The 25,461-nt window shown below is 66.4% G+C and carries 30 protein-coding genes; 14 read left to right on the top strand and 16 right to left on the bottom strand.

Annotated elements, in window-relative coordinates; all coding sequences use genetic code 11:
* Positions 1 to 3: 3 nt before the first annotated feature.
* The 10 genes from sdhD to ffh all read right to left on the bottom strand — a co-directional run bounded on the left by sdhD (position 4) and on the right by ffh (position 7,313).
* The gene (gene sdhD / locus IGS74_RS04850; RefSeq protein ID WP_039188228.1) at positions 4 to 381 is read right to left on the bottom strand and encodes a succinate dehydrogenase, hydrophobic membrane anchor protein; all 378 of its coding nucleotides are present in this window, start codon (positions 379 to 381) and stop codon (positions 4 to 6) included.
* Positions 382 to 395: 14 nt separating this feature from the next.
* On the bottom strand, positions 396 to 788 hold the full coding sequence (gene sdhC / locus IGS74_RS04845) for a succinate dehydrogenase, cytochrome b556 subunit (RefSeq protein ID WP_246722930.1): 393 nt from the start codon (positions 786 to 788) through the stop codon (positions 396 to 398).
* A 240-nt stretch (positions 789 to 1,028) separates the two neighbouring features.
* Entirely contained in the window at positions 1,029 to 1,496 is a 468-nt protein-coding gene (locus tag IGS74_RS04840) for a GNAT family N-acetyltransferase (RefSeq protein ID WP_192389811.1), read from the bottom strand.
* Positions 1,497 to 1,577: 81 nt separating this feature from the next.
* The gene (gene leuC / locus IGS74_RS04835) at positions 1,578 to 2,987 is read right to left on the bottom strand and encodes a 3-isopropylmalate dehydratase large subunit (protein WP_039188223.1); all 1,410 of its coding nucleotides are present in this window, start codon (positions 2,985 to 2,987) and stop codon (positions 1,578 to 1,580) included.
* A gap of 103 nt (positions 2,988 to 3,090) precedes the next feature.
* Positions 3,091 to 3,219 carry a hypothetical protein gene (locus tag IGS74_RS20405; protein ID WP_280940197.1) on the bottom strand — a complete coding sequence of 43 codons (129 nt, stop codon included), beginning with the start codon at positions 3,217 to 3,219 and terminating at the stop codon, positions 3,091 to 3,093.
* A gap of 117 nt (positions 3,220 to 3,336) precedes the next feature.
* Positions 3,337 to 3,810, bottom strand: coding sequence for a 50S ribosomal protein L19 (gene rplS, locus IGS74_RS04830; RefSeq protein ID WP_039188221.1), 474 nt, complete (start codon positions 3,808 to 3,810; stop codon positions 3,337 to 3,339).
* 131 nt (positions 3,811 to 3,941) lie between these two features.
* Positions 3,942 to 4,634, bottom strand: a complete 693-nt coding sequence (trmD, locus tag IGS74_RS04825; RefSeq protein ID WP_192389809.1) for a tRNA (guanosine(37)-N1)-methyltransferase TrmD — start codon at positions 4,632 to 4,634, stop codon at positions 3,942 to 3,944.
* 13 nt (positions 4,635 to 4,647) lie between these two features.
* Positions 4,648 to 5,193: a ribosome maturation factor RimM gene (gene rimM, locus IGS74_RS04820; RefSeq protein ID WP_192389806.1), complete on the bottom strand. Its 546-nt coding sequence runs from the start codon at positions 5,191 to 5,193 to the stop codon at positions 4,648 to 4,650.
* A 101-nt stretch (positions 5,194 to 5,294) separates the two neighbouring features.
* A complete protein-coding gene (gene rpsP, locus IGS74_RS04815; RefSeq protein ID WP_039188214.1) occupies positions 5,295 to 5,696 on the bottom strand; it encodes a 30S ribosomal protein S16 in 402 nt (133 codons plus the stop codon).
* 78 nt (positions 5,697 to 5,774) lie between these two features.
* Positions 5,775 to 7,313 carry a signal recognition particle protein gene (gene ffh / locus IGS74_RS04810; protein WP_192389804.1) on the bottom strand — a complete coding sequence of 513 codons (1,539 nt, stop codon included), beginning with the start codon at positions 7,311 to 7,313 and terminating at the stop codon, positions 5,775 to 5,777.
* Between the two features lie 272 nt (positions 7,314 to 7,585).
* Here ffh and IGS74_RS04805 point away from each other — a divergent pair, with 272 nt between their 5' ends.
* The 11 genes from IGS74_RS04805 to IGS74_RS04760 all read left to right on the top strand — a co-directional run bounded on the left by IGS74_RS04805 (position 7,586) and on the right by IGS74_RS04760 (position 17,675).
* A complete protein-coding gene (locus IGS74_RS04805; protein ID WP_192389802.1) occupies positions 7,586 to 8,674 on the top strand; it encodes an endonuclease/exonuclease/phosphatase family protein in 1,089 nt (362 codons plus the stop codon).
* 46 nt (positions 8,675 to 8,720) lie between these two features.
* Positions 8,721 to 9,608 (top strand): diaminopimelate epimerase, encoded by an 888-nt coding sequence (dapF, locus tag IGS74_RS04800; protein WP_192389800.1) that lies wholly within the window; start codon positions 8,721 to 8,723, stop codon positions 9,606 to 9,608.
* A complete protein-coding gene (gene mtaB / locus IGS74_RS04795; RefSeq protein ID WP_192389798.1) occupies positions 9,605 to 10,903 on the top strand; it encodes a tRNA (N(6)-L-threonylcarbamoyladenosine(37)-C(2))-methylthiotransferase MtaB in 1,299 nt (432 codons plus the stop codon). Before dapF ends, mtaB begins: the two co-directional genes overlap by 4 nt.
* A gap of 21 nt (positions 10,904 to 10,924) precedes the next feature.
* Positions 10,925 to 12,397 carry a signal recognition particle-docking protein FtsY gene (ftsY, locus tag IGS74_RS04790; protein WP_192389796.1) on the top strand — a complete coding sequence of 491 codons (1,473 nt, stop codon included), beginning with the start codon at positions 10,925 to 10,927 and terminating at the stop codon, positions 12,395 to 12,397.
* A gap of 19 nt (positions 12,398 to 12,416) precedes the next feature.
* Positions 12,417 to 13,070 carry a septation protein A gene (locus IGS74_RS04785; RefSeq protein ID WP_192389794.1) on the top strand — a complete coding sequence of 218 codons (654 nt, stop codon included), beginning with the start codon at positions 12,417 to 12,419 and terminating at the stop codon, positions 13,068 to 13,070.
* A gap of 62 nt (positions 13,071 to 13,132) precedes the next feature.
* Positions 13,133 to 13,945 carry a tellurite resistance TerB family protein gene (locus IGS74_RS04780; RefSeq protein WP_192389792.1) on the top strand — a complete coding sequence of 271 codons (813 nt, stop codon included), beginning with the start codon at positions 13,133 to 13,135 and terminating at the stop codon, positions 13,943 to 13,945.
* 77 nt (positions 13,946 to 14,022) lie between these two features.
* Positions 14,023 to 15,240 (top strand): MFS transporter, encoded by a 1,218-nt coding sequence (locus tag IGS74_RS04775; protein ID WP_192389790.1) that lies wholly within the window; start codon positions 14,023 to 14,025, stop codon positions 15,238 to 15,240.
* The gene (locus IGS74_RS20400) at positions 15,237 to 15,368 is read left to right on the top strand and encodes a hypothetical protein (protein WP_281413042.1); all 132 of its coding nucleotides are present in this window, start codon (positions 15,237 to 15,239) and stop codon (positions 15,366 to 15,368) included. The genes IGS74_RS04775 and IGS74_RS20400 overlap by 4 nt, the downstream gene beginning before the upstream one ends.
* A 60-nt stretch (positions 15,369 to 15,428) precedes the next feature.
* Complete coding sequence (locus IGS74_RS04770) at positions 15,429 to 16,202, top strand: amino acid ABC transporter substrate-binding protein (RefSeq protein WP_192389788.1); 774 nt, start codon at positions 15,429 to 15,431, stop codon at positions 16,200 to 16,202.
* 34 nt (positions 16,203 to 16,236) lie between these two features.
* Positions 16,237 to 16,917, top strand: a complete 681-nt coding sequence (locus IGS74_RS04765) for an amino acid ABC transporter permease (RefSeq protein WP_192389786.1) — start codon at positions 16,237 to 16,239, stop codon at positions 16,915 to 16,917.
* Complete coding sequence (locus IGS74_RS04760; RefSeq protein WP_192389784.1) at positions 16,914 to 17,675, top strand: amino acid ABC transporter ATP-binding protein; 762 nt, start codon at positions 16,914 to 16,916, stop codon at positions 17,673 to 17,675. Before IGS74_RS04765 ends, IGS74_RS04760 begins: the two co-directional genes overlap by 4 nt.
* A gap of 17 nt (positions 17,676 to 17,692) precedes the next feature.
* Here IGS74_RS04760 and IGS74_RS04755 read toward each other — a convergent pair whose 3' ends face one another.
* The 6 genes from IGS74_RS04755 to ccmA all read right to left on the bottom strand — a co-directional run bounded on the left by IGS74_RS04755 (position 17,693) and on the right by ccmA (position 20,996).
* On the bottom strand, positions 17,693 to 18,277 hold the full coding sequence (locus IGS74_RS04755) for a DsbE family thiol:disulfide interchange protein (RefSeq protein ID WP_192389782.1): 585 nt from the start codon (positions 18,275 to 18,277) through the stop codon (positions 17,693 to 17,695).
* Positions 18,274 to 18,414 (bottom strand): heme exporter protein CcmD, encoded by a 141-nt coding sequence (gene ccmD, locus IGS74_RS04750; RefSeq protein WP_082015938.1) that lies wholly within the window; start codon positions 18,412 to 18,414, stop codon positions 18,274 to 18,276. The genes IGS74_RS04755 and ccmD overlap by 4 nt, the downstream gene beginning before the upstream one ends.
* A gap of 4 nt (positions 18,415 to 18,418) precedes the next feature.
* On the bottom strand, positions 18,419 to 19,174 hold the full coding sequence (locus tag IGS74_RS04745; RefSeq protein ID WP_192389780.1) for a heme ABC transporter permease: 756 nt from the start codon (positions 19,172 to 19,174) through the stop codon (positions 18,419 to 18,421).
* Positions 19,175 to 19,243: 69 nt separating this feature from the next.
* Positions 19,244 to 19,681: a GNAT family N-acetyltransferase gene (locus IGS74_RS04740; protein ID WP_192391351.1), complete on the bottom strand. Its 438-nt coding sequence runs from the start codon at positions 19,679 to 19,681 to the stop codon at positions 19,244 to 19,246.
* An 8-nt stretch (positions 19,682 to 19,689) separates the two neighbouring features.
* On the bottom strand, positions 19,690 to 20,346 hold the full coding sequence (ccmB, locus tag IGS74_RS04735) for a heme exporter protein CcmB (RefSeq protein WP_192389778.1): 657 nt from the start codon (positions 20,344 to 20,346) through the stop codon (positions 19,690 to 19,692).
* Positions 20,340 to 20,996, bottom strand: coding sequence for a heme ABC exporter ATP-binding protein CcmA (ccmA, locus tag IGS74_RS04730; RefSeq protein WP_192391350.1), 657 nt, complete (start codon positions 20,994 to 20,996; stop codon positions 20,340 to 20,342). Before ccmA ends, ccmB begins: the two co-directional genes overlap by 7 nt.
* A 324-nt stretch (positions 20,997 to 21,320) precedes the next feature.
* On the opposite strand from ccmA, the gene acnA reads away from it, so the two are divergent.
* The 3 genes from acnA (at position 21,321) to IGS74_RS04715 (ending at position 25,459) form a co-directional block, all read left to right on the top strand.
* A complete protein-coding gene (gene acnA, locus IGS74_RS04725) occupies positions 21,321 to 24,077 on the top strand; it encodes an aconitate hydratase AcnA (RefSeq protein ID WP_192389776.1) in 2,757 nt (918 codons plus the stop codon).
* A 129-nt stretch (positions 24,078 to 24,206) separates the two neighbouring features.
* Positions 24,207 to 25,001, top strand: a complete 795-nt coding sequence (locus IGS74_RS04720; protein WP_192389774.1) for a DUF1223 domain-containing protein — start codon at positions 24,207 to 24,209, stop codon at positions 24,999 to 25,001.
* A 143-nt stretch (positions 25,002 to 25,144) separates the two neighbouring features.
* Positions 25,145 to 25,459: a DUF2794 domain-containing protein gene (locus IGS74_RS04715; protein ID WP_246723114.1), complete on the top strand. Its 315-nt coding sequence runs from the start codon at positions 25,145 to 25,147 to the stop codon at positions 25,457 to 25,459.
* Positions 25,460 to 25,461 lie beyond the last annotated feature (2 nt).

The raw sequence follows: 25,461 nt of genomic DNA, 5'->3' as shown, positions 1-25,461 counted from the left end.
CGTTCAAGCTCCGAAGCTCAGCCGCACGATCGCGTAAAGGACAGAGAGCGCGATGGCGACCGAGAAGAATGTGCTGGCGAGGATGGCGACGATGCGCGCCGCCCCGTGCAGATAGTCCTCGATCACGATCTGCATGCCGAGGCGCATGTGAATGGTGGCGGAAATGATGGTGGCCGCCATCGCGATGCCGACGAAGGGGTTGCCGAAGGCCGCCCGCACATCCGCGTAGCTGCCGGAAGACAGGCGTACCACGAGGATGAGGAAGAAGATGACCAGAAACAGGTTGGCGACGGCTGTAACCCGCTGCATCCAGAAATGCCCGGTGCCCTCCTTGGCCGAGCCAAGCCCGCGCACCCTGCCGAGAGGCGTTCTCATGTCCATGATCCGCTCTCCTGTCAGCCGAAGATCAGTATGCCGAGCCACAGCAGCGCGGTCAGCCCGAGAGAGCCGACCAGCGTCGCGATGGCGAGCTTGGTGGAAGTGGTCTTTTCGAGCCCATGGCCCGTATCCCACAGGAAGTGGCGCAGGCCGCCCAGCATGTGGTGCAGCAGGGCCCAGCTATAGCCGAACAGGATGAGCCGTCCGATGATGGAGCCGAAGAACCACGACGCCGTCGCGAATGCATCGGGCCCGCTGGCTGCCGCAACCAGCCACCAGGCGACCAGCAGCGTACCGAAAAACAGCGCGCAGCCGGTGATGCGGTGGAGGATCGACATCGCCATGGTGGGGCGGAAACGATAGATCGTCAGATGCGGCGAAAGCGGCCGTGCGGATTTAAGCTCCGACAAAGCGATTCTCCTGTTGGGCGGGCATTCCGGCCTGCATGGATACGGCCGGATCGATGACATGTCGAAACGGCGCCGCCCACCTGGCGCCGAATGGAGCGCTTCTAAAACACCTTTTGCACCCGCGAAATCAAGCGCCCTGCCAAAGATTGCACCCCTGCGCCCAAATCCTAATCGATTAAGCGGTTTATCGCCTGTCCCGCACGCCGAAACAGGAGCGCCGCGCCGCAGCATGGAGACGAATCAGCGATCGATGAAGCGGATCATATAGCTGGTCCAGTCGGCCGGCTCGGCGATGCGGGCATAGAGGTTGCGGCCTGTATCCGCGTTGCGCGGGGCCTGCAGGACCAGGCGCGACCACCCCCTGCCCTCGCCCTCGTCGGCGAGCAGGTCCACCATGGCCCGGGCGATGCCTTTGCGACGGTGCCGTATATCCACGTAGATGTGGTCTGCAAGGCCGGATCGCATGCCGGTCCACGGGTCAGGAAGGTCGTAGAAGACGAGAAAGCCGACCAGTTCCCCGTCGATCCGCGCACCGAGGATCTCTCCCGTACGGTCCTGAAGCAGTTGTTCCGCGTAGTAGGTGTCCGGCGCGCCAGGCGCACCGCGAAACATTGCCTGGTTGTACGCGGCCAACAGCGGCGCAAGGTCCCGCGCATCCTTGAGACGCAGGAGGGAGATTTCGATATCCGGGGCCGCTACAGGTTCCATCAACGCTTCAATGCCCAATCGGTGGCTGCAAGGCAAGACACACCGGGTGGCGCGACACCGCGCCACCCGATGGCGGATACGTCAGGCCCAGTCGCGAATGTCCACGAAGCGGCCGGCGACGGCCGCCGCGGCCGCCATGGCCGGCGAAACCAGATGGGTCCGTCCCTTGAACCCCTGGCGACCCTCGAAATTGCGGTTGGACGTCGATGCACACCGCTCGTTGGGCGCCAGCCTGTCGGCATTCATGCCGAGGCACATGGAGCATCCGGGCTCCCGCCAGTCGAAGCCGGCCTCGATGAAGATGCGGTCCAGCCCCTCGGCCTCGGCCTGGGCCTTCACCAGGCCGGAGCCCGGCACGATCATGGCGGAGACGCTGTCGGCCACCTTGCGCCCCTTCACGTAGTCGGCGGCCTGCCGCAGATCCTCTATGCGACCGTTGGTGCAGGAGCCGATGAAGACGCGATCGATGGTGATGTCCGTCATCCGCGTGCCGGGCGTCAGGCCCATATAGTCCAAGGCGCGGCGCTTGGTGGCGCGCTTGGCTTCGTCGGCGATGTCGTCGGGGTTGGGCACCACACCGCTGATGGATACGACGTCCTCGGGGCTGGAACCCCATGTGACGATGGGCGGCAAGCTGGCCGCGTCCAGCCGCACCACCTTGTCGAAATGGGCGCCCTCGTCCGTGTGGAGCGTGCGCCAATAATCGACGGCACGCTCGAACGCGCTTCCCTGCGGCGCGCGCGGACGCCCCTCGATGTAGCGGAAGGTGATGTCGTCGGGGGCGATGAGGCCGGCGCGCGCGCCCCCCTCGATCGACATGTTGCAGACAGTCATCCGGCCTTCCATCGACAAAGCGCGGATCGCTTCGCCGGCATATTCGATGACGTAGCCCGTGCCGCCGGCCGTGCCGATCTCGCCGATGATGGCCAGGATGATATCCTTGGCCGTCACACCGGCCGGCGCCTGGCCGTCCACCTGGACGAGCATGTTGCGCGCCTTGTTCTGGATAAGGGTCTGGGTGGCCAGCACATGCTCCACCTCTGAGGTGCCGATACCGTGTGCCAGCGCGCCGAACGCGCCATGGGTCGAGGTATGGCTGTCGCCGCACACGATGGTCATGCCGGGAAGGGTGAAGCCCTGCTCCGGCCCGATGATGTGGACGATGCCCTGCCGCCGGTCCACCTCGTTGAAGTACTCGACGCCGAACTCCGCCGCGTTACGCGCCAGCGCTTCCACCTGGATGCGGCTTTCCTCGTCGGCGATGCCGGCGCTGCGGTCGCTGGTGGGAACGTTATGGTCCACGACGGCCAGCGTGCGCGCGGGCTGGCGGACGCGCCGCCCTGCCATGCGCAGCCCCTCGAAGGCCTGCGGGCTCGTCACTTCGTGGACAAGGTGACGGTCGATGTAGAGCAGGCCGGCGCCGCCGGACAAGGTTTCGATCAGGTGGTCGTCCCAGATCTTGTCGTAGAGTGTGCGTGGATTGGCGCTCATGATCGGTCTTTTCAGGGTTCGCCGGCCCGGTCGCTGTCGGGTGACATGGGCTGCGGCTTCATTGGTATCGTCAGACGGGAAGAGGGCCACGCGGCCCGGCGCGTCAGCCCGGAAGGTAGACGGCGGAAATCTGCCGATAGAAGAACCGGCCCGGCAGGCGTGCGCGATCATCCAGCGGGGAATAACCCAGCGTGGTCGGCAGCAGGCCCGGATAGGAGCGGCAAGGGTTCATGACCTGAAATTATCAACTGCATGGAATGGTTACAAGCTGGACGACCGAACCGCCAATACAAAAAGGGCGGCCCGAAGACCGCCCTGCCTGTCGCACCACAGCCTGACGGCGTGCGGATTACTCCGCGGCGTCGGCCTTGGCAGCAGCCTTCGCGGCGTCCTTGGCGGCATCGGCCCGGGCGCGCTCTTCGGCGGCGGCCGCGCGGACATTGTCGTTCAGCTTGCGAGCGCGGGCGTTGGTCGCCTCCACGATACGCGCCGACTTACCGCGACGGTCGCGCAGGTAATAAAGCTTGGCGCGGCGGACGCGGCCACGACGCACGACCTCGACCGATTCGACCAGCGGCGAATAGACCGGGAACACGCGCTCGACGCCTTCGCCGTAGGAGATCTTGCGGACGGTGAAGCTTTCCTGGAGGCCGGCGCCGGAGCGGGCGATGCAGACACCTTCATAGGCCTGGACGCGGGTGCGCGTACCTTCCGTGACGCGGACGTTCACGCGCAGCGTATCGCCGGGCGAGAAAGCCGGAAAGGTGCGGATGGCGGAGATACGCTCGACTTCGGCGGCGTTCAGTTCGGAAATGATGTCCATGAGGGTGCCTCTCTTAATTTCATGCCGGATTATTGGCCGGTCATGGCCGTCGAAACGGTCAAGTTCTTCTGAGGAAATCAGGCGCGCTCATACACCAGCTTGCGGCGCCTGTCGAGCCTGCATCGTCAAGATCATGCGCTTTTCGGCGGGGGTAGAAGATCGGGGCGCCGCTCGCGCGTCAGCCGCTCGGCCTCGCCGCGCCGCCAGCGCGCGATGGCGCCATGGTCGCCCGATGTCAGGACGGGGGGTATGCCGCGCCCTTCCCACTCGGCGGGCCTTGTATAGTGGGGATGCTCCAGCAGCCCCCCCTCGAAGCTTTCGGCCTCTCCCGATTCCGCGTTGCCCATCACGCCGGGCAGCAGACGCACGATCGCGTCCAGCATCACCAGCGCCGCCATCTCGCCGCCCGACAGGATATAGTCGCCGATGGATATCTCCGTCAGGCCGCGGCCCTCGATGACCCGCTCGTCCACGCCCTCGAAGCGTCCGCAGACGATGACCGCCCCCGGCCCGGACGCGATCTCGCGCACCCGATCCTGCTTCAGCGGCACGCCGCGCGGGCTCATCAGATAGCGCGGCCGCACATCGTCTGGCGGTGAGGCCGCATCTATGGCCGCCGCCAGCACGTCGGCGCGCAGCACCATGCCGGCCGATCCGCCGGATGGCGTGTCGTCCACCGCGCGGTGGCGTCCGATGCCGAATTCGCGGATATGCGTGGTCTCGAGCGTCCAATCCCCGCGCTCCAGCGCCCGGCCGGCCAGCGACTGGCCGAGCGGGCCTGGAAACATGTCCGGATAGAGCGTGACGATGGAGGCGCGAAACATGATGGCCTGCCCGTCAGCCGAGATCGTCGTCGTCGGAGCGCACCTCGATGGCGCCCTCCAGCCCGGCGGCCACCGGCTCCACCAGCAGATAGCCGAGGTCGAGATCGATCTCCGGCACCGCCGCTTCGGTGAACGGGATCATCACGCTGGCGCCGTTCCCGGGCTTGATCTCCAGCACGTCGCCGGCACCGAAATTGTGAAAGGCGATGACCTCGCCCACCACGTCGCCACGCGTCGTGCGGACATCGAGGCCGATCAGGTCGGCCTGGTAGAAATCGTCGCCCTCGTCCGGCAGCGCCGACCGGTCGACGAACAACTCGGTCCCGTTGAGGCGCTCGGCATGGTTGCGGTCCGTCACTTCCTTGAAGCGGACGATCACGACCGTCTTCTGCAGCCGCGCGGATGCGACCGTGTAGCGCACGCCGGCCTTGTCCACCAACGGGCCATAGGCCCCGACATCGGTAGGGTCCGCGGTGAAGCTGCGCACCCGGCATTCGCCACGGATGCCATGCGCACCGCCGATGGTTGCCAGAAGCACGGGATTTTCAAGCTCGGTCATGCGCGCACGCTCCTGAACGGATTCCGGGCGGCAGTCGCCTGCCGCCCGGCACGATGAAGGTTGGAAATCCGGGCCGCGCACCGGGCGCGCTGCGGGAAGCCTTATTCGGCTTCGGCGGTTTCCGTGGCTTCCGGCTTGGCGGCAGCTTCCGCGGCGGCGGCGGCGGCGTCTTCCTCGCGCTGGCGACGCTCGGCCTCGCGCTCCTGCGCCTTCTTGCCGGGCTGGGCCTTGACCGGGTTGGAACGGGTCGGACGGTTGGCGATGCCGGCCTTGTCCAGGAAGCGCAGCACGCGGTCCGTCGGCTGTGCGCCTTCACCCAGCCAATGCTTGATGCGGTCTTCCTTGAGCGAGACGCGCTCGGCGTCCTTCGGCAGCATCGGGTTCCACGCGCCGACCGTCTCGATGAAGCGGCCGTCGCGCGGCGAACGGGCGTCAGCCACGACGATGTGGTAGTAGGGGCGCTTCTTGGAGCCGGCACGGGCAAGGCGCAGTTTCAGGGACATTGCGTATTTCCTTCTTTGCTGATTTCCGGGCCCTTCGGGCCGCTGTCATGTGGTTGGATGCGAAGCGGCAGGGTGCCGCTATTTCTTGCGAGGCAGGCCCGGCAGGCCGGGGAAGCCGCTACCGAGGCCGGGCAGTCCGCCGGCCCCGCCGAGGCCGGGTGGCAGGCCGCCCGGCCCGCCGCCCGCCTGCATGGCCTTGGCCATCTCTTCGAGCTGCTTGGGGTCCATCCTGGACAGGTCCGGCATGCCGGCGCCGCCCGGCAGGCCCATCTTGGCGCCGAGGCCGCCCATGAGCTTGCCCATCATGCCGCCGCCCTTGCCCTTGCCGACCGACTTCATCATGTCGGCCATCTGCCGGTGCATCTTGAGCAGCTTGTTGATGTCGGCCGAATCGGTGCCGGAGCCGAGCGCGATGCGCTTCTTGCGGCTGTGCTTCAGGATATCGGGGTTGGCGCGCTCGGCGGCCGTCATCGACGAGATGATGGCCAGCTGGCGCTTGAGAAGCTTATCGTCCAGCCCCGCCGCCGCAACCTGGTTCTTGATCTTGCCCATGCCGGGCATCAGGCCCATCAGCCCGCCCATGCCGCCCATCTTCTGCATCTGGCGAATCTGGTCGGACAGGTCGTTGAGGTCGAACTTGCCCGACCGCATCTTCTTGGCCATCGCCGCGGCCTTTTCCGCGTCGATGTTCTCGGCCGCCTTCTCGACCAGGGAGACGATGTCCCCCATGCCGAGGATGCGGTCCGCGATGCGCCCCGGGTGGAACTCCTCCAGCGCGTCCATCTTCTCGCCGACGCCGATCAGCTTGATCGGCTTGCCGGTGACAGCACGCATCGAGAGCGCGGCGCCGCCGCGCCCGTCGCCGTCCACGCGCGTCAGGACGATACCCGATATGCCGACCCGCTCATCGAAGGAGCGGGCCAGGTTCACGGCGTCCTGGCCGGTGAGGGAATCGGCCACGAGAAGGATTTCATGCGGGTTCGAGCGCGCCTTGATCTCGGCCATCTCGACCATCAGCGGCTCGTCGATATGGGTGCGGCCGGCGGTGTCGAGGATGAGGACGTCGTAGCCGCCCAGCCGCGCCGCCTGCGAGGCGCGCGAGGCGATCTCGACCGGCCCCTGGCCCGCGATGATCGGCAGGGTGGCGACGCCGGTCTGCTCGCCGAGGATACGCAACTGCTCCTGCGCGGCGGGCCGCCGCGTATCGAGCGAGGCCATCAGCACCTTCTTGCGCTGGCGCTCGGTCAGCCGCTTGGCCATCTTTCCGGTGGTCGTCGTCTTGCCCGAGCCCTGCAGGCCGACCATCATGATGGTCACCGGCGCGGGGGCGTTCAGATCGATCGCGACCTGCTCCGAACCCAGCATGGCGACCAGCTCGTCATGGACGATCTTGACCACCATCTGGCCGGGCTTGATCGATTTCACGATCTCGGCGCCGACGGCCTTCTGGCGGACATTGTCGGTGAAGTCGCGCACCACCTCGAGGGCGACGTCCGCTTCCAGCAAGGCACGGCGCACCTCGCGCAGCGCAGCCGACACGTCTTTGTCGGACAGGGCGCCGCGGCCGGTAAGGCCGTTCAATATGGACCCGAGGCGGTCCTGGAGGGATTCGAACATCGATTTCCTTTCCATTCGTCTCGTACGGCATCGTGCCGAACGCCAGAATGGGGATGGACGACGACCTCTCCAACCGGTAGCAACCAAAACGAAACGCATCCGCGGGCGAAACTCGCTGGCGGATGGTGACCTCCACGTGGCTTCCGCAAGGAAGGGGCGTGGTCGGTTGCTCGCGGACGGAACTGTCGCGGATCGCGCCGCTTTAAGCCTGTCTCTGCGCTTATGTCAACCTGGGGACCTGCAATGACCGAACGTACCGACGGCAGGCACCGATGAGCTGGGGCATCGTGCTGGCCTGCCTGACGCTTGTGCTCGTCATCGCCACCGCGCTTTCATTCCTGCGGGTGGCGCATGGCTTCGTCCGCGTCTTTTCGTTTCCCCGCCTGCAGGTTCTCCTGGCAACCCTGGTGCTGCTGGCCTTTTCCATCCTCATGCCCGCCGATGGCTGGATAAGCCCGGTCGCATCCGCATGCCTGGTCGCCGTCGCCATAGCGCAGATCGTGCCCATCGTGCAGTTCACGCCGCTGAAGAAGGCGCAGTCACAGGACTTCGACGGGCCGGACGACGATCCGTCCGTCGTCTCGATCCTGTCCTTCAACGTCAAGCAGTCGAACCGGCATTACGACAGGGCGCTGGCCGTCGCCGCTGCCGCTGATGCCGACATCGCCCTCTTCATGGAGGTGGATTCCGGCTGGGCGAAGGGGCTGGAGCCCCTCGCCGACCGGTATGACCATGTTGTCTCCCATCCGCTCGACAACAGCTACGGGATGATCCTCTATTCGCGCCTGCCGCTCAGCGATGTCGCGGTTCGCGAGCTGGTGATGGACGACATTCCATCCATCATCGCCACGGTAAGCCTGCGCAACCAGGACCGCTTCCGCCTGTATTGCGTCCATCCGGAGCCACCGGTCCCGGTCGTGGATTCCTACGGACGCGACGCGGAACTCGTGACGGTGGCCGGACTTGTCCGCGACGACACCTTGCCCTGCATCGTCACGGGCGATCTCAACGACGTCGCCTGGTCGCATACGACGCGGCTCTTCCAGCGCATCTCAAGGCTGCTGGACCCGCGTGTCGGGCGCGGCTTCTATTCCACCTTCGACGCCCGCTTCTTCTTCATCCGCTGGCCGCTGGACCACCTGTTCCACGATGCCCGCTTCCGCCTGGCCGGCATCAGGCGGCTGGACCGGGCAGGCTCGGACCATTTCCCCATCCTGTTCCGTCTGGCGCTGGGCAAGGTCGAGATGGCCGGGGAGCGGCCCGAACAGATGGATAAGGCCGACAGGGAGGAGGCGCGCGAGCTGCGGCGGGAAGGCGTAAAACTCGAGCGTGACCCGGTCGGCACCGACTGGGAGAGCTGAGCCGCGGCGACTGGCAATCCAAGTAGAAAGACGGCATATAGCGGCCATGGCACTCGACGTCCCCTTTTCCCGCATGAACGGGCTCGGCAACGAAATCCTCGTCGCCGACCTGCGCGGGCGCTCGGACCGCATCACGCCGGCGGCAGCGGTGGCGCTGGCGGGCAAGGCGGACACCCATTTCGACCAGATCATGGCGATCCACGATCCGGAAACCTCCGGCGCCGACGCCGACATCGTCATCCTCAACGCCGATGGCAGCGAGGCCGGCGCCTGCGGCAACGGTACGCGCTGCGTCGTCCTGTATCTCGGGCGGGATACGGGCACGCAGGAATACCTTTTGCGGACGCGTCGCGGCATACTGGAGGCGCGGGCCCTTCCCGGCGGGCTCATCAGCGTCGACATGGGAGTTCCCTTGTTCGACTGGCAGGATATTCCGCTTGCCCACGCCGTCGACGACACGGACGCCGCCCCGGTGGACAGCGGACCGGAGGGGGCGCCGGTCCTGTCCCGGCCCGCGGTGGCCTCGATGGGCAACCCCCATGCGGTCTTCTTCATCGATCGCAACGTGCAGTCCATCGACCTTGCCCTCCACGGTGCCGAGGTCGAGCATCACCCGCTGTTTCCCGACCGGGTCAATGTAAGCATCGCCCAGGTGACCGGGCCGACGGCTTTGACCATGCGTACCTTCGAGCGCGGCGTCGGCCTGACGCAGGCCTGCGGCTCGGCCGCCTGCGCCGCGGCCGTGCTGGCGGCGCGCACCGGCCGCGCCGGCCGTCGCCTGACAGTGACCGTGCCCGGTGGCGACCTGATCGTCGAATGGCGCGACGACGGCCACGTGATGATGACCGGGCCGGCGGAGCTGGAATGGGACGGCTTCCTCGACCCCGTCACGGGCGACCATCGCCGCGTCGCGCTGGAGAGCGCAGTCCGATGACCGGCAAGCCTGCGATCGACGTGATTTCCTTCGGCTGCCGCCTCAACACCTTCGAGGCGGAGATCATGAAGCGCGAGGCGGCGGCCGCCGGACTTGGCGCAGCCGACGCCATTCCCGCCATCATCATCAACACCTGTGCCGTCACCGGCGAGGCGGTGCGCCAGGCTCGTCAGGCGGTGCGCCGCGCGCGCCGCGACAACCCGTCCGCGCGCATCATCGTTACCGGCTGCGCCGCGCAGACCGAAGGCGACACCTTCGCCCGGATGGATGAGGTGGACGCCGTCATCGGCAATGACGACAAGTTGAAGGCGGACAGCTATCGCAGCCTGCCCGATTTCGGGGTTTCAGCCGAAGAGAAGGTGCGCGTCAACGATATCATGAGCGTGCGCGAGACGGCGGGCCACATGGTGGACGCCATCGAGGGCCGTGCCCGCGCCATCGTGCAGGTGCAGAACGGCTGCGACCATCGCTGTACCTTCTGCATCATCCCCTTCGGACGCGGCAACTCCCGCTCGGTGCCCATGGGCGCCGCGGTGGCGCAGGTGCGCCGCCTTGTGGATGCCGGTTACCGCGAGGTGGTGCTGTCGGGCGTCGACATGACCAGTTGGGGCGCCGACCTGCCGGGCGCGCCGCGCCTGGGCACGCTGGTACAGGCCATACTGCGCCATGTACCCGACCTGCCGCGCCTGCGCCTGTCATCCATCGACTCCATCGAAGCCGGCCCTGCCCTCATGGATGCCATCGGCACGGAAACGCGGCTGATGCCGCATCTGCACCTGTCGCTGCAGGCCGGCGACAACATGATCCTGAAGCGCATGAAGCGCCGTCACAGCCGCGAGGACGCCATCGCCTTCTGCGTCGACATGCGGTCCCGCCGGCCCGACATCGTCTACGGCGCCGACATCATCGCGGGCTTCCCGACGGAAACGGACGCCATGTTCGAAAATTCACTGCGCCTCGTGGACGAGTGCGGGCTGACGCATCTTCACGTCTTTCCCTTTTCACCGCGCAAGGGCACGCCTGCCGCGCGCATGCCGCAACTGCCCAAGGCCGTCGGCAAGGAGCGCGCCGCGCTCCTGCGGGCGCGCGGCGAGGCGGCCCACGCGGCGCATCTGGCGCGGCTGGTCGGCACACGGCAACGTATCCTGGTCGAGCGCGAAGGTCTTGGCCGCGCCGAAGACTTCACCCTTGCCGACATCGCGGTCGGCGCCCCCGGCGAAATCGTCGAGGCCGAGATCATCGGCCAGACGGGCGAACGCCTGGTCGCGCGGCCGCTGATGGCCGCCGCCGCCTGACCCTATCGAACTGGAGACTTCATGGCAGAGCAGAAAGGCTTCTTTCGCCGCATCTTCACCTTCGGGCAGGACGATTCCGCCAAACCGGCGGAAACGGCGCCGACACAGGTGGTGCCGGCGGACGTTGCGCCGAGCGAAGCCCAGCCGATCGAACCCCTGGTTGAAGAACCCCTGATTGACGGGCCCCTGGTTGCCGACGCGCCCGCCGCGGCCGATGGCGACGATTTCGCCTTCCTGGAAGAGCCGGGCGTGCCCGATACAGAGCCGGACGCCGACTTCGACTGGCTCAGGGAGGACGCGCCGAACGTCGATGCCATCGAGGAAGCCGAGGCGACCCTGATCGAGGAGGATGGCGGCGTGCCCGCGCCGGAGCCGGCCGTGGAGGCCGTCCCCGAAAGCATCCCCGTCGAGGAGTTGGAGCTGCCGCCGGAAGACGATGGTGCCGACGATTCCTTCGCCTGGCTCGACCAGCCGGTCGAGCCGGAGCCGGAGGACGAGGAAGCCAACCAGCCCGGCTGGCGCGTCGTCGAGGCCAGGCAGGCGGCTGTCGGCGCGGCATTGGCGGCGGAGCCGGCGCGCAGCTGGTTCCAACGGCTGCGCGAGGGCCTGTCGCGCTCGTCCGGACAATTGTCGGGGCAGATCACCTCGCTGTTCACGAAACGGCGCCTGGACGAAGATACCCTTCAGGACTTCGAGGACGTGCTGATCCAGGCCGACCTTGGCGTCGAGACGGCGACCCGCATCACGGAACGGCTGTCCGAGGGGCGCTACGGCAAGGAGATCACCGGAGAGGCTGTGCGCGCCATCCTGGCCGAGGAGGTCGAGCGTTCGCTGGCGCCCGTCGCCCGGCCGCTGGAGCTCGATCTGTCGGTCAAGCCGCATGTGATCCTGGTCGTCGGGGTCAACGGCACCGGCAAGACGACCACGATCGGCAAGCTGGCCGCCAAGCTGACGCGCGGCGGCCTGAAGGTGACACTGGCGGCCGGCGACACGTTCCGCGCCGCCGCGGTGGAGCAGTTGAAAATCTGGGGCGAGCGCACCGGCTCGGCCGTCGTTGCGCGCGATATCGGCGCCGACGCCGCGGGACTGGCCTTCGAAGCCTATGACGAGGCATTGCGCAACGGCTCGGACGTGCTCATCATCGACACCGCCGGCCGGCTGCAGAACCGCACCGAACTGATGGCCGAGCTGGAGAAGATCGTGCGCGTGCTGCGCAAGCGCGCGCCCGACGCGCCGCATACCGTGCTGCAGACGCTGGATGCCACGACCGGGCAGAACGCCATGAGCCAGGTGGAGATTTTCCGCAACGTCGCCGGGGTGAACGGTTTGGTCATGACCAAGCTCGACGGTACGGCGCGCGGCGGCATTCTTGTGGCCATCGCGACGCGTCATGCCCTGCCGGTCTATTTCATCGGCGTCGGCGAAGGGATAGACGATCTGGAACCATTCAAGGCCCGCGATTTCGCCGAGGCGATCGCCGGCCGCGCGGCCTGACGCACGCAAGGAGCACGAGATGTCCGAACGCATCGTCGAAGAAGCCCCCAACAGGCCGGGTCGCAAGGAGATGAACCCGCTCGTCAAGTTCGCTCTCGAACTTGGACCGCTGGTGGTCTTCTTCTTCGCCAACAACCGGGGCGAGGCCATCGCCGAGGCGGTTCCCGCGCTGGGGGCGCTCGGGGGACCGCTCTTCGTCGCAACGGCGCTTTTCATGCTGGCGACGGTGGTTTCTCTGACCGTTTCCTGGATGATGATCCGGACGCTGCCCATCATGCCCATCGTCTCGGGTGTCGTCGTCGTCGTGTTCGGCACGCTGACGCTGTGGCTGCAGGACGAGGTCTTCATCAAGATGAAGCCGACCATCGTCAATGGCCTGTTCGCCGCGGTCCTTCTGGGCGGGCTGGCCTTCGGCAAGCCGCTTCTGGGCTATGTCTTCGATCAGGCTTTCAAGCTCGACGACGAGGGCTGGCGCAAACTGACGCTGCGCTGGGGGCTTTTCTTCGTTTTCCTTGCCGTGCTGAACGAAGTGGTCTGGCGCTTTTTCTCCACCGACTTCTGGGTGGCATTCAAGGTCTGGGGTACGATGCCCATCACCATCGCTTTCATGCTGGCGCAGTTTCCGCTGTTGAAGCGTCATGCCACGGAGCCGCTCTTCGACCAGAAGAAGTAGCACGTTGCAAATCGTCTTCAGGCTCCCACCTTTCCCATCGAAGGTACTCAAGGAGCGCTGACATGATCGACGCACAAAAACTTCTCGACCAGTTTCTCGGCACGGGACGCGGGGCGCCAAGGCAAGGAACGGGCCAGGGTGGCCTGCAGACGGGCCAGGGAGGGCTCGGCGCCGGTCTGCCGGGCGGCCTCGGAGACCTCGTCGGCAGCGTCCTCGGGGGCAGTCGCGGCGGTGGCCGGGGTAGCGGCCTGGGCGGCGGCCTTGCGGGCGGCATGGGCGGTGCGCTCGGTCCCGTCATAGCCGGTGGCCTCGCCTCCTATCTGCTGCGCGGAAAGAACGCCAGGAAGCTCGGCGGCTCTGCCATCAAGCTTGGCGGCCTGGCTCTGGTTGCGGGCCTCGGCTACAAGGCCTGGCAAAATTATCAGGCGCAGCAGGCCGGCAATACAGTCAGTCGCATCGCGCCCGGCGAGATTCCGGATGCATCGGATACCGCCTTCATCCCGCCGCCGGGAGAAGAACAGGAACATGCCCGCCTGCTTCTGTCGGCCATGATCGCCGCGGCCAAGGCGGACGGCAGCATCGACAGTGCGGAAGAGGAAGCAATCTTCGGCAAGATGGACGGGCTCGAACTGGATGCCGAGGAAAAATCGCTGGTGATGGACGAGTTGCGCCGCCCGATGCCGGTGGAGGATCTCGCCGCGCAGGCCCGCACCCCGGAAGCCGGGGTCGAAGTCTATCTTGCGTCGCTGATGGCCATCGACGCGGATACGCCCGCCGAGCGGGACTATCTGCAAAGGCTGGCTTCGGCGCTGCGCCTGCCGCCGGACCTCGTCGCCGAGATCCACGATGCGCACGACAACGCCCTGCAGTCATGACACCCGGGCATTGACCGCGCGCCCGCTGCTCCCCTACTGAAGAGCGTGCGCGGGGTCTCGCGCGGAGAAATGCCGACATGCGCACAGGTTCCCCTCTTGGATACGCAAGGCCGGCCATCGTGCTGGCCTGCGGCGCGGCGATCGTCACCATATCCATGGGCCTGCGCCAGTCCTTCGGCCTTTATATGCGCCCGGTCGAGCTGGAGCTCGGCGTCAGCCGCGAAGCCTTCGGTCTCGCCATTGCCGTCCAGACACTGATTCTCGGTCTGGCGCAGCCCTTCGTCGGCGCGCTGGCCGACAGGCATGGCTCCGGCCGCGTCGCCGCCGCGGGCGGTGTCCTCTATGCGCTGGCGCTGGCGCTGGCCGCCACGGCGGGCAGCGCAGTCGGGTTGAACCTCTCGCTCGGCTTTCTGGCCGGCTTCGCCATGACGGGTATCACCTTCGTCGTCGTACTCGGCGCCATAGGCCGTGCGGTGCCGCCGCAAAAGCGCGGCGCGGCCGTCGGCATCGCGACGGCCGGCGGCTCGTTCGGGCAGTTCCTCCTCGTGCCGCTGACGCAAGGGCTGATCGGCAGTTTCGGCTGGCGCGAAACCATGTTGATCGGCGCCCTCCTGGCGCTCCTCATCGTCCTTCTGGCGCGTGGCATCGCCGGCCTTCCGGCAGGCACGGCGGCGGGCACCTTACGCCAGCAAAGCCTGGGCGAGGCGCTGCGCGAGGCATCCCGCCATCCCGGCTACTGGCTCTTGAATTTCGGCTTCTTTGTCTGCGGCTTCCATGTCGCCTTCATCTCCACCCACCTGCCGGCCTTTCTGGCCGACCAGGGGCTGGACCCAGCGGTCGGCGCGCGGGCGCTGGCGCTTATCGGCCTTTTCAACATCCTCGGTTCCTACGTCTTCGGCCTCAGCGCCGACAAGATGCGCAAGAAATACGTGCTGTCCGGCCTGTACTTCGCCCGATCGGCGGTCATCGTCGTCTTCCTGGCCGTGCCTTTCACGCCGCTCAGCGCGACACTCTTCGCCTGTGCCATCGGTTTCCTGTGGCTCGGCACCGTGCCCCTGACCAGTGGGCTTGTCAGCCAGATCTTCGGCGTACGATACCTGGCTACGCTGTTCGGCATCGTCTTCATGAGCCATCAGGTGGGCGGCTTCTTCGGGGCGTGGCTGGCAGGCCGCTTCTTCGAGGACACCGGCAGCTACGACCTTGCCTGGCAGGTATCCATCGGGCTCGGTCTTCTGGCCGGCCTCGTCAACCTGCCGATCCGGGACCGGCCGATCCTGCGTGCGCAGGCTGCATGAGCGGCGCGCTCGCCCTCAGGGCCGCGACGGCGGCCGGCATCCTCGTGGCGCTGGTGGGCGGATTGTGGCTTTGGGAGGCGCATGGCCTTGCCATATGGACGGGCGTGGCCTTCACCTTCTGCCTCTAGGCGTTACCTTTGCAGGCAACGGAGTTTTGCCCCGGCACGACCAAGACAGGAATGTCCCCAATGAAGTCGTTCACCACGATACTCGCCGCAACCCTGGTGGCCGCGGGCCTTGGCGCCCCTGCGCGGGCGCAGACCGACCTCGAGCGGATCAAGGCGGACGGTGTCATCCGCATCGGCACGGAAGGCACCTATGCGCCCTTCACCTTTCACGATGCCAGCGGCGCGCTTGTCGGCTTCGATGTCGAGATCGGCCGCGCCGTTGCCGAGAAGATGGGTGTGCGCGCCGAATTCCTGGAGGGAAAGTGGGACGGCCTCATCGCCGGGCTCGACGCCAATCGCTACGACGCCGTCATCAACCAGGTCGGCATCACCGAGGCCCGGCAGCGCAAGTACAGCTTCTCCGAACCGTATATCGCCTCCAAGGCCGTGCTGATCGTCAAGGCCGACAACGAAGCGGTCAAGGGGTTCGACGACCTGAAAGGCCTTCGTGCGGCTCAGTCGCTGACCAGCAATTTCGGGCGCCTGGCGCAGGAGCACGGCGCCGAGCTGGTTGCCACCGACGGTTTCGACCAATCGATCCAGCTCGTCCTGCAGGGCCGGGCCGACGCAACGATCAATGACAGCCTCTCATTTCTGGATTTCCGCAAGAAGCAACCGAATGCGCCCGTGCGGGTCGCCGCCGAACTTGCGGACGCGGAATATTCCGGCATCCTGATGCGTCAGGGGCAGGACGATCTCGTTGCCGCGGTCAATGCCGCCCTTGCAGACATCAAGACCGATGGCACCTACCAGGCCATCGCCGACAAATATTTCGGCGCGGACGTCTCGCAATAAACAGCGGCGGCGAAGCCTGAAGGCGGAGTATGAAATGCCCTTCTGGCTGCAACTCATGTGGGATTCCCTTGGGCCGCTGCTTTGGGCGGCCCTCAAGTTCACGGCCCCGCTGACGCTGATATCCTTTGCGCTAGGTCTCTCGCTCGGCCTTTTGACGGCGCTGGTACGCATGTTCGCGCCGAAGCCTTTCGCGCTTGTGGCGCGCTTTTATGTCTGGATCTTCCGCGGCACGCCGCTGCTGGTGCAGCTTTTCCTGATCTTCTACGGCCTGCCCAGCGCAGGCATCGTGCTGGATGCTTTCACCGCCGCCGTGATCGGCTTTACGCTGAATGTCGGGGCCTATACCTCGGAAATCATCCGGGCGGTCATCGCCTCCGTGCCGCGCGGGCAATGGGAGGCATCCTATTCCATCGGCATGAGCTGGTTTCAGACCATGCGCCGCACGATCCTGCCCCAGGCCGCCCGCACCGCCGTGCCGCCGCTGTCCAATACCTTCATCTCCCTGGTCAAGGATACGTCGCTGGCCGCCGCCATCACCGTGCCGGAGCTGTTCCAGCAGGCCCAGCGGATCGTGGCGGTGACTTACGAACCGCTCATCCTCTATGTCCAGGCGGCTTTGATCTATCTTCTGCTGTCCTCCGTCCTGTCATCGCTCCAGACCCGGATGGAAAAGCGCCTGAACCGGTATGGCGGCTTCATGGAGGCGCGGTCATGATCGTCATGAAGGACATCCACAAGAGCTTCGCTGCGAACGAGGTGCTGAAAGGAATTTCGCTGAGCTTTTCGGAAGGCAGCGTCACCGCGCTGATCGGCCCTTCGGGCAGCGGCAAGAGCACGCTGCTGCGATGCATCAACCTGCTCGAGATCCCGGATCGCGGCCACCTGCAGGTGGGCGACGCGGAAGTGGACTTCACGCCGGGCCGAAAGGTGCCGGCGCGGCAGGTTCAGGCCGTGCGGCGCCAGACCGGAATGGTGTTCCAGAACTTCCAGCTGTTCCCGCACCGAACGGCGCTTCAGAACGTGATGGAATCCCTGGTTACGGTGCTGAAGTGGCCGCAGGCGAAAGCCAGCCAGCGGGCCATGCAGCTTCTGGACCGGGTCGGCCTTGCGGACAAGGCGGATGCCTGGCCCTCGACGCTGTCGGGCGGACAGCAGCAACGCGTCGCAATCGCCAGGGCGCTGGCCCCCTCGCCTCGCGTCCTGCTTTGCGACGAGCCGACATCGGCGCTGGACCCGGAACTGTCCGACGAGGTGGTCGAGGTTCTGGCCGGACTGGCGCGCGATGGCACGACGATGGTGATGGCCACGCACGATCTGCGCCTCGGCTCGCGCATTGCCGGGCAGGCCGTTTTCCTGGATGCGGGCGTGGTGGTGGAGATGGGGCCCTCGGCCACGCTTTTCGGCGCACCGAGAGAGGAACGCACCCGGCGTTTCCTGGCATCCCTGACGGCCGCGACAGTTCCGGTCACCTGATATATCGGCAACGCCGATCAGGAGAGCGGGCTGCCGGCCTCCAGCCGGGGCAGCAGCTCTTGCTGGATGATCGCCGGGGTCAGCGGGCCGGTCGCCTTCCACAGCACCGTCCCCTCGGGCGACACCAGGAATGTTTCCGGCACGCCATAGACGCCCCAGTCGATGCCGGCGCGGCCGTCTTCGTCCGCACCGATCTGCGCATAAGGGTTCCCGAGTTCTTCCAGGAAGCCCGACGCCTGCTCGGGCTTGTCCTTGTAATTGATACCGACAAGGTCGAAACGCGGGTCGGCCGCCAACCGCATCAGCAACGGATGTTCGGCCCGGCACGGCGCGCACCACGACGCAAAGACATTCACCAAAGCGGGCCGGCCCGTGCCGCCCGCCGGAAATGTCAGGCCCGGAACAGGCCGTCCATCCGCCAGCCGTGCGCCTTGCAGCGGCGGCAGGCTGGTTGCCGGGGCTGCCCGCCCCTGCAAGGCCGATGGCAGGGCCTGCGGATCGCGGCCCGATTCCAGGGCGAAGAGAAACATCCCGCCCATCCCCACGAACAGGATCAGCGGCAACGCCGCCAGCGCCAGACGGCGCGCTCTGCGCGAAATCATCGGCGCTTGCCTTCCAGGGCCTCGAGGCGGCGCGCGGCGGACCGCGCATCGAGACCGACGAACAGGCAGAGCGCCGCCAGGACGACCGCCGAAATGCCATAGGCGGCGGCGATATAGCCGAAATAATCCCCGGTCATGGCGTCAGGCCTCCATACGCGCGGCCGACCGCCGGCCAAGGGCGACGATGCGCCGGCGTCGTATCTCGGTGCGCATCGCCGTCAGGTGCAGGGCGAAGAACAAGAGCGAGAACCCCAGTGCCGACAGCAGCAGCGGCCACAGGTAGACGGCCGCCATGGACGGCCCGTCCATGCGCACCACGCTGGCCGGCTGGTGCAGCGTGTTCCACCAGTCGACGGAGAACTTGATGATCGGAATGTTGATAAATCCGACGAGCACCAAAACGGCCGAAGGCTTGCCCGCCTTGCCCGGATCGTCGAAGGCGCGCGTGAGGGCGATGAGGCCGAGATACATGATGAACAGCACGAACACGCTTGTCAGCCGGGCGTCCCAGACCCACCAGGTGCCCCACATGGGACGGCCCCAGACCGAGCCCGTCACGAGCGCCAGCAGGGTAAAGGCTGCGCCCAGGGGCGCCGCGGCCTTGATGGACACTTCCGCGATGGGGTGCCGCCAGATGAGGGTGCCAAGCGCGGAAACGGTCATCACGGTCCACACCATCATCGACAGCCAGGCGAAGGGCACGTGGATGAACATGATGCGCACCGTCGCGCCCTGCTGGTAGTCCCCGGGCGCGGCAAAGCCGAGGCCAAGCCCGGCGGCGATGGATGCGATGGCAGCCCCATAGACGTAAGGCTGCACCCTGCCGGATAGCTGCAGGAAGCGCGTGGGGTTGGCCAGCGCCGAAAAGCGCGATTGTCTGACGGCAATGTCGTTCATGAGAGGCAATCTAAATGCGTGGTGCCGCCATCGCAAATGCGCTCTGCGCTGCGATGCAGCATAGGGCGTTCAACTTCCCCCGGATGGCCGTTCGCCGATCCAGATCGCCATGCCGATCGACGCCGGCATCACCGGTTCGAAGCCGAATTTGGCATAGAGGTGCTTCGCGTCGCCATCGGCGATCAGGCTGACATAGGCCGATTTGGGGGCGCGCGCCTGAAGATCCTCCATCAGCCGGGCGAAGATGCGCTTGCCCAGACCCTGCCCCTGATGCTCCGGTTCCACCGCCATGTCGCACACCTGGAAGAAGCAGCCGCCATCTCCGATCACGCGGCCCATGGCCACCACGCGGCCACGATGGCGCACGACAGCCGCCGACCAACTGTTCGGCAGCCCAAGGCGCGCGGCCTCCTCCGTCTTGCCCGACAGGCCGGTAACCAGGCGGAGGCGACGGTAATCCTCCACGGTCGGTATCTCCATGGACAGGGTATAGGCTTCCTGCATCATCGCGTCCTTCAATCGGCCAGCATCCGCAGCGCATGGGCTGCCGCGACGGGCCCCAGCACGGCGAAGAAAAGAGACAATCCGCACAGCACCAGGAAAGGCTCGCGGAAGGGGGCGGGGTCGTTGACGGCGCCATAGGCGGCCGTGACCCCGAAGATCAGGATCGGCACCGTCAGGGGCAGCACCAGAACCGACACGAGCACGCCGCCGCGCGGTAGCGAAATCGCAATGGCCGCGCCGATGGCCCCGACAAGCACGACCGCGGGCGAGCCGACCAGAAGGGTGGCGGCGACGGCGCCCAGGGCCGCTGGCTCCACCGCAAGGAACAGGCCCAGGACGGGCGCCGCGACCACCAGCGGAAGGATGGCCGCGCACCACAGCGCGGCGCATTTGACGAGGACCACCAGCGGCATCGGCACCGGGCCGAGAATCAGCGCGTCGAGCGTCCCATCCTCGCGGTCGGCCTGGAAGAGGCGGTCGAGCGACAGCAGCGTCGCCATGAGCACGCCGATCCACAGGATGGCCGGGCCGACCCGCGACAGAAGAGCAAGGTCGGGCCCGATGCCGAAGGGAATCGTGACGACGAGGGCCAGGAAGAAGATGAGCCCCGTGGCGAAGCCGCCGCCGCGCGCAAACAGGGCCAGGTCGCGCAGGAACAGGCTCACCATTGCCAGTCCTCTGCCGGCTGCCCGTCGCCCGTATCGGCCTGACGGGCGGCGAGGACCAGTTCACGCGCCGGACCGAGTTCCAGGGGCTGGTGGGTCGCCGCGACCACGATGCCGCCCTTGGCGAGGTGCCCGGCGACCACCCGCGCAAACAGCGCCTGCGACGCGGTATCCAGGGCGTTCGTCGGCTCGTCCAGCAGCCATAAGGGCCGCCATGCCGCCAGAAGCCGGCACAGCGCCGCGCGGCGTTGCTGGCCGGCGGACAGGTAGCCAGCCGGAATGGCGGCCAGCGGCTGCAGGTCGAAGGCCGCCAGCGCCTCATCCACGCCGGTCCGGCCTCCATCCAGGAAATCGCGCCAGAATGCGACGTTGCGCGCGAGCGTCTCGAGCGGCTTGAGCCCGTTGCGATGGCCGATGTAATGGCACACCTGGCCCGGATGGGTGGCCGGTTCTCCATCGGGCGCGTTCAGGCCGCCGACGCTGATGCGGCCGGCCAGCGCGGGAGTGAGGCCCGCGAGGGTCCTGAGAAGGGTGGATTTCCCGGCACCGTTGGGCCCGCTGACGACGAGCGCATCGCCCCGGCGGAGCGCCAGGCTGAGCGGAGGGCCGAGCGCACGGGCCTGACGGCCGATCACCACGCCTTCGAGCCTCAGTTCAACCACTTTGCCCCCGCCAAACCCGCTTATGCCCTGTCCTGTCCCCTGGCCGCGGACAATGCAAGGGGTGCCGCAAAAATAGCGCCACGACGCGTCTTGCCCCTTTATAGCGATTACAAACTTGCCTATAAGGGCGCCAACCACACCAGCGACCGGCGTGGATCAACAGCGCCGATCTCATGCTTCCTGCCTCTTCAGGCAGGCGCGGAGGCGGACGAGCGGAAATGGTCGTACCCGCAGTACCAAACGCGCTCAATTCCGCGGGCGCGACTGGCGTTCGCCTTTCGGACATCACTTTGGTTCGAGAAGGAACGAGAGCCCGTGTCCCATCCCGATACATTCAAATGCCGCCGCACCCTGACCGTCGACGGCAAGGACTATGTCTACTACGACCTCAAGGAAGCCGAGAAGAACGGCCTGGAGGGGGCGTCGCGACTGCCCTTCTCCATGAAGGTTCTCCTCGAAAACCTGCTGCGCAACGAAGACGGGCGTACCGTCAAGGCGGACGACGTCCGCGCCGTCGTCAACTGGCTGGACGACCGCGGCAAGGCCGGCCATGAAATCGCCTACCGCCCGGCCCGTGTGCTGATGCAGGACTTTACCGGCGTTCCGGCCGTCGTCGACCTGGCGGCCATGCGCGACGCCACCGAGAAGCTCGGTGCCGATGCAAACAAGATCAACCCTCTGGTCCCGGTCGATCTCGTCATCGACCACTCGGTCATGGTCGATTATTTCGGCAGCAAGGACGCCTTCGAAAAGAACGTGACGGTCGAGTACGACCGCAACGGCGAGCGGTACACCTTCCTGCGCTGGGGGTCCAAGGCGTTCCGCAATTTCCGCGTCGTGCCCCCCGGCACGGGCATCTGCCACCAGGTCAACCTGGAGTATCTATCGCAGACGGTCTGGACGCGTGAAGAGAACGGCGAGACCGTCGCCTATCCGGACACGCTCGTCGGCACCGATTCGCACACCACCATGGTCAACGGCCTCGCCGTGCTTGGCTGGGGCGTCGGCGGCATCGAGGCCGAGGCCGTGATGCTGGGACAGCCGATCTCCATGCTGATTCCCGAAGTCATCGGCTTCCGCCTGACGGGCAAGCTGCCCGAAGGCACCACGGCGACCGATCTGGTGCTGACCGTCACCGAGATGCTGCGCAAGAAGGGCGTCGTCGGCAAGTTCGTCGAGTTCTTCGGACCCGGCCTTGCCAACCTGACGCTGGAAGACCAGGCCACCATCGCCAACATGGCGCCGGAATACGGCGCGACCTGCGGCTTCTTCCCGATCGACAAGGACACCGTCGCCTATCTGGAGGCAACCGGCCGCGACAAGCATCGCATCGCGCTGGTGGAATCCTATGCCAGGGCGCAGGGCATGTTCCACGGCCTGTCGGAGGGCGAGCCCGTCTTCACCGATACGCTCGAACTGGACCTCGGCACCGTCGTACCCTCGCTTGCCGGACCCAAGCGTCCGCAGGACCGCGTGGCGCTTACCGACGCCGCACGCAAGTTCGACATCGCGCTGACGGAAATCCATGGCGGCCGCAAGAAAAGCGACAAGCCCGAATCGGTCGGCGATGCGCGCTACATGGACGAAGGCGCCGGACAGGCCGGCCAGACGCCGCAGACCGTGCGTCACCCCGTCGCCGGAACCGATCACGGCATCTCCGACGGCGACGTCGTGATCGCCGCGATCACCTCCTGCACGAACACCTCCAACCCCAACGTCCTCGTCGCTGCCGGCCTGCTGGCCCGCAAGGCGCATGCGAAGGGCCTGAAGGTGAAGCCGTGGGTCAAGACCTCGCTTGCCCCCGGCAGCCAGGTCGTGACCGAGTACCTGGAAAAGGCCGACCTGCAGAAGGATCTCGACGCGCTCGGCTTCAACCTCGTCGGCTATGGCTGCACCACCTGCATCGGCAATTCCGGCCCGCTGCCGGAAAACATCTCCGATGCCATCAACAAGCATGACCTCGTCGCCTGTTCGGTCCTTTCGGGCAACCGCAACTTCGAGGGACGCGTCAATCCGGACGTGCGGGCCAACTACCTGGCCTCGCCGCCGCTTGTGGTGGCCTACGCGCTTGCCGGATCGCTCTTCGTCGACCTGACGAACGACCCGCTCGGTCAGGACGCCGACGGCAACGACGTCTTCCTTCGGGACATCTGGCCGACGACGCAGGAGATTGCCGACATCGTCCGCCAGACCGTCACGCGCGACCTGTTCGAGACGCGCTATTCGGACGTGTTCGCCGGTGACGAGCACTGGCAGAAGATCAACGTCTCGGGCGGGCTCACCTACGATTGGGACGACCGCTCGACCTATGTGCAGAACCCGCCTTACTTCGAGGGCATGAGCATGACGCCCAGGCCGGTGGAGGACATCCAGGGCGCGCGCATCCTTGGCCTGTTCCTGGATTCCATCACCACCGACCACATCTCTCCGGCCGGCTCCATCAAGGCCAGCAGCCCGGCGGGCGAATATCTGGTCAGCTATCAGGTGCGTCCGGTGGACTTCAACTCCTATGGCGCGCGGCGCGGCAACCACCAGGTCATGATGCGGGGCACCTTCGCCAACATCCGCATCAAGAACCAGATGGTGCCCGGCATCGAGGGCGGCATCACCAGGCACTACCCCTCGGGCGAGGAGCTGCCGATCTACACGGCGGCGATGCGCTACAAGGACGAAGGCGTGCCGCTGGTGATCTTCGCCAACAAGGAATACGGCACCGGCTCCTCCCGCGACTGGGCGGCGAAGGGCACCGTCCTTCTCGGCGTCCGCGCCGTGATCGCGCAGAGCTTCGAGCGTATCCACCGGTCGAACCTGGTGGGCATGGGCGTCGTTCCGTTCGTCTTCGCCAATGAAGGCGAGAGCTGGCAGACGCTCGGCCTGACGGGCGACGAGAAGGTGACGATCACGGGTCTTGCCGACGTCAAGCCGCGCCAGATCATGGACGCCACCATCGAGCGTGCCGACGGGTCGACGCAGGTCGTCAAGCTGCTGTGCCGCATCGATACGCTGGACGAGCTGGAGTATTTTCGCAACGGCGGCATCCTGCACTACGTGCTGCGCCAGCTCGCCGCCTGAGGCCGACGGCCCATTGACAGGACCATGAAGGGGCGGCCTTGCGGCCGCCCCATTCTTCTCCTGCGGGGGTCAGGGCGTTTCACCCCGATTTGACTGGTGGGTGTCGACGCCCGCCAGTAGGTTTCGCGCATGACGACGACTTCTCGGCCCCCCTTATGGACGTTACTGGCGGTTGCCGGCCTTGCGGGAACGCTCGGTACGGGCCCGGCCATGGCGCAAAGCGCGTCTTCGGACGATTTTCGCGGGGTGGTCGAGCTCTTCACCAGCCAGGGCTGCGCCTCGTGCCCGCCGGCCGACGATGTGCTGGCGCGGCTGTCCGACGAACACGGAATCGTCGCCCTCTCCTACAATGTCGACTACTGGGATTATATCGGCTGGAAGGACCAGCTTGCGACCCGGCAGAACACCGAGCGCCAGCGCTCCTACGCCAAGGCGTTCCGCATGAGTTCGGTCTACACGCCGCAGGTCGTCGTCAACGGCACGGGAGATTTCATCGGCTCGCACGACAAGGAAATCTCGCAGGCGCTGAAGTCGTCTCCCCTTGCCACGGGGCAGGACGCGCTCGCGCGGGTTGCCATGAACGTCGTCGACGAGACGCTGCAGGTCCGTGCGAAACTGGTAGGCCCCGCGACGGAGAATCCGCCGATCCTGGTTCTCGTGACCTATCAGGACCGGATCGAAACCCCCGTCCTGAAGGGCGAGAACAGCGGACACCATATCGTGAACCGGCATGCCGTTTCGGAGTTCAAGGTAGTGGGCACGGTCTCGGAGACGAAGCCGCTGGAAATCGACATTCCCGTTTCCATGCTGCAGGAGGGAGCGCGCGGCGCCATCGGCTGCGCGGTGCTGTTGCAGGCCGTCGACGCCTCCGGCACGCCGGGCCGCATCCTGGCGGCCGCGCAACTGGAGTTTGTCGACGACTGACGCATGCCGGTTTGCATCCTGCGTCTTTTGGTGAGACCATCGCTCTTCGGGCCGGCCTCGGCGTTTGAGCGGCAGCCCTTCGACAGGGGATGATTTTGGACGATCAGACGTCACGGCACTCCGCGGACCTTCTGACATTTCCGATGGCCCGGCCCGCCGACACGCTTCCAGTGGTTTCCTTCGACCGGCGAGAACTTTCCGAGATCCTGCGCATCTACGGCCGCATGGTCGCGGCGGGAGAATGGCGCGACTATGCCATCGATACCCTCAAGGACAGGGCCGTCTTCTCGATCTTTCGCCGCACCAGCGAAATGCCGCTGTTCCGCGTCGAGAAAGACCCGCGCCTGGCGCGTCGCCAGGGCGCCTACAGCGTCATCGGCGCCGGCGGCACGGTTTTGAAGCGAGGGCACGAGCTGTCCAGCGTACTCCGCGTGCTCGACAAGGCATCCAAAAGCTGAAC

This window comes from Aureimonas sp. OT7 (assembly GCF_014844055.1).
Taxonomy (GTDB): domain Bacteria; phylum Pseudomonadota; class Alphaproteobacteria; order Rhizobiales; family Rhizobiaceae; genus Aureimonas; species Aureimonas altamirensis_A.
This window is presented reverse-complemented; position numbering and strand designations above follow the sequence as displayed.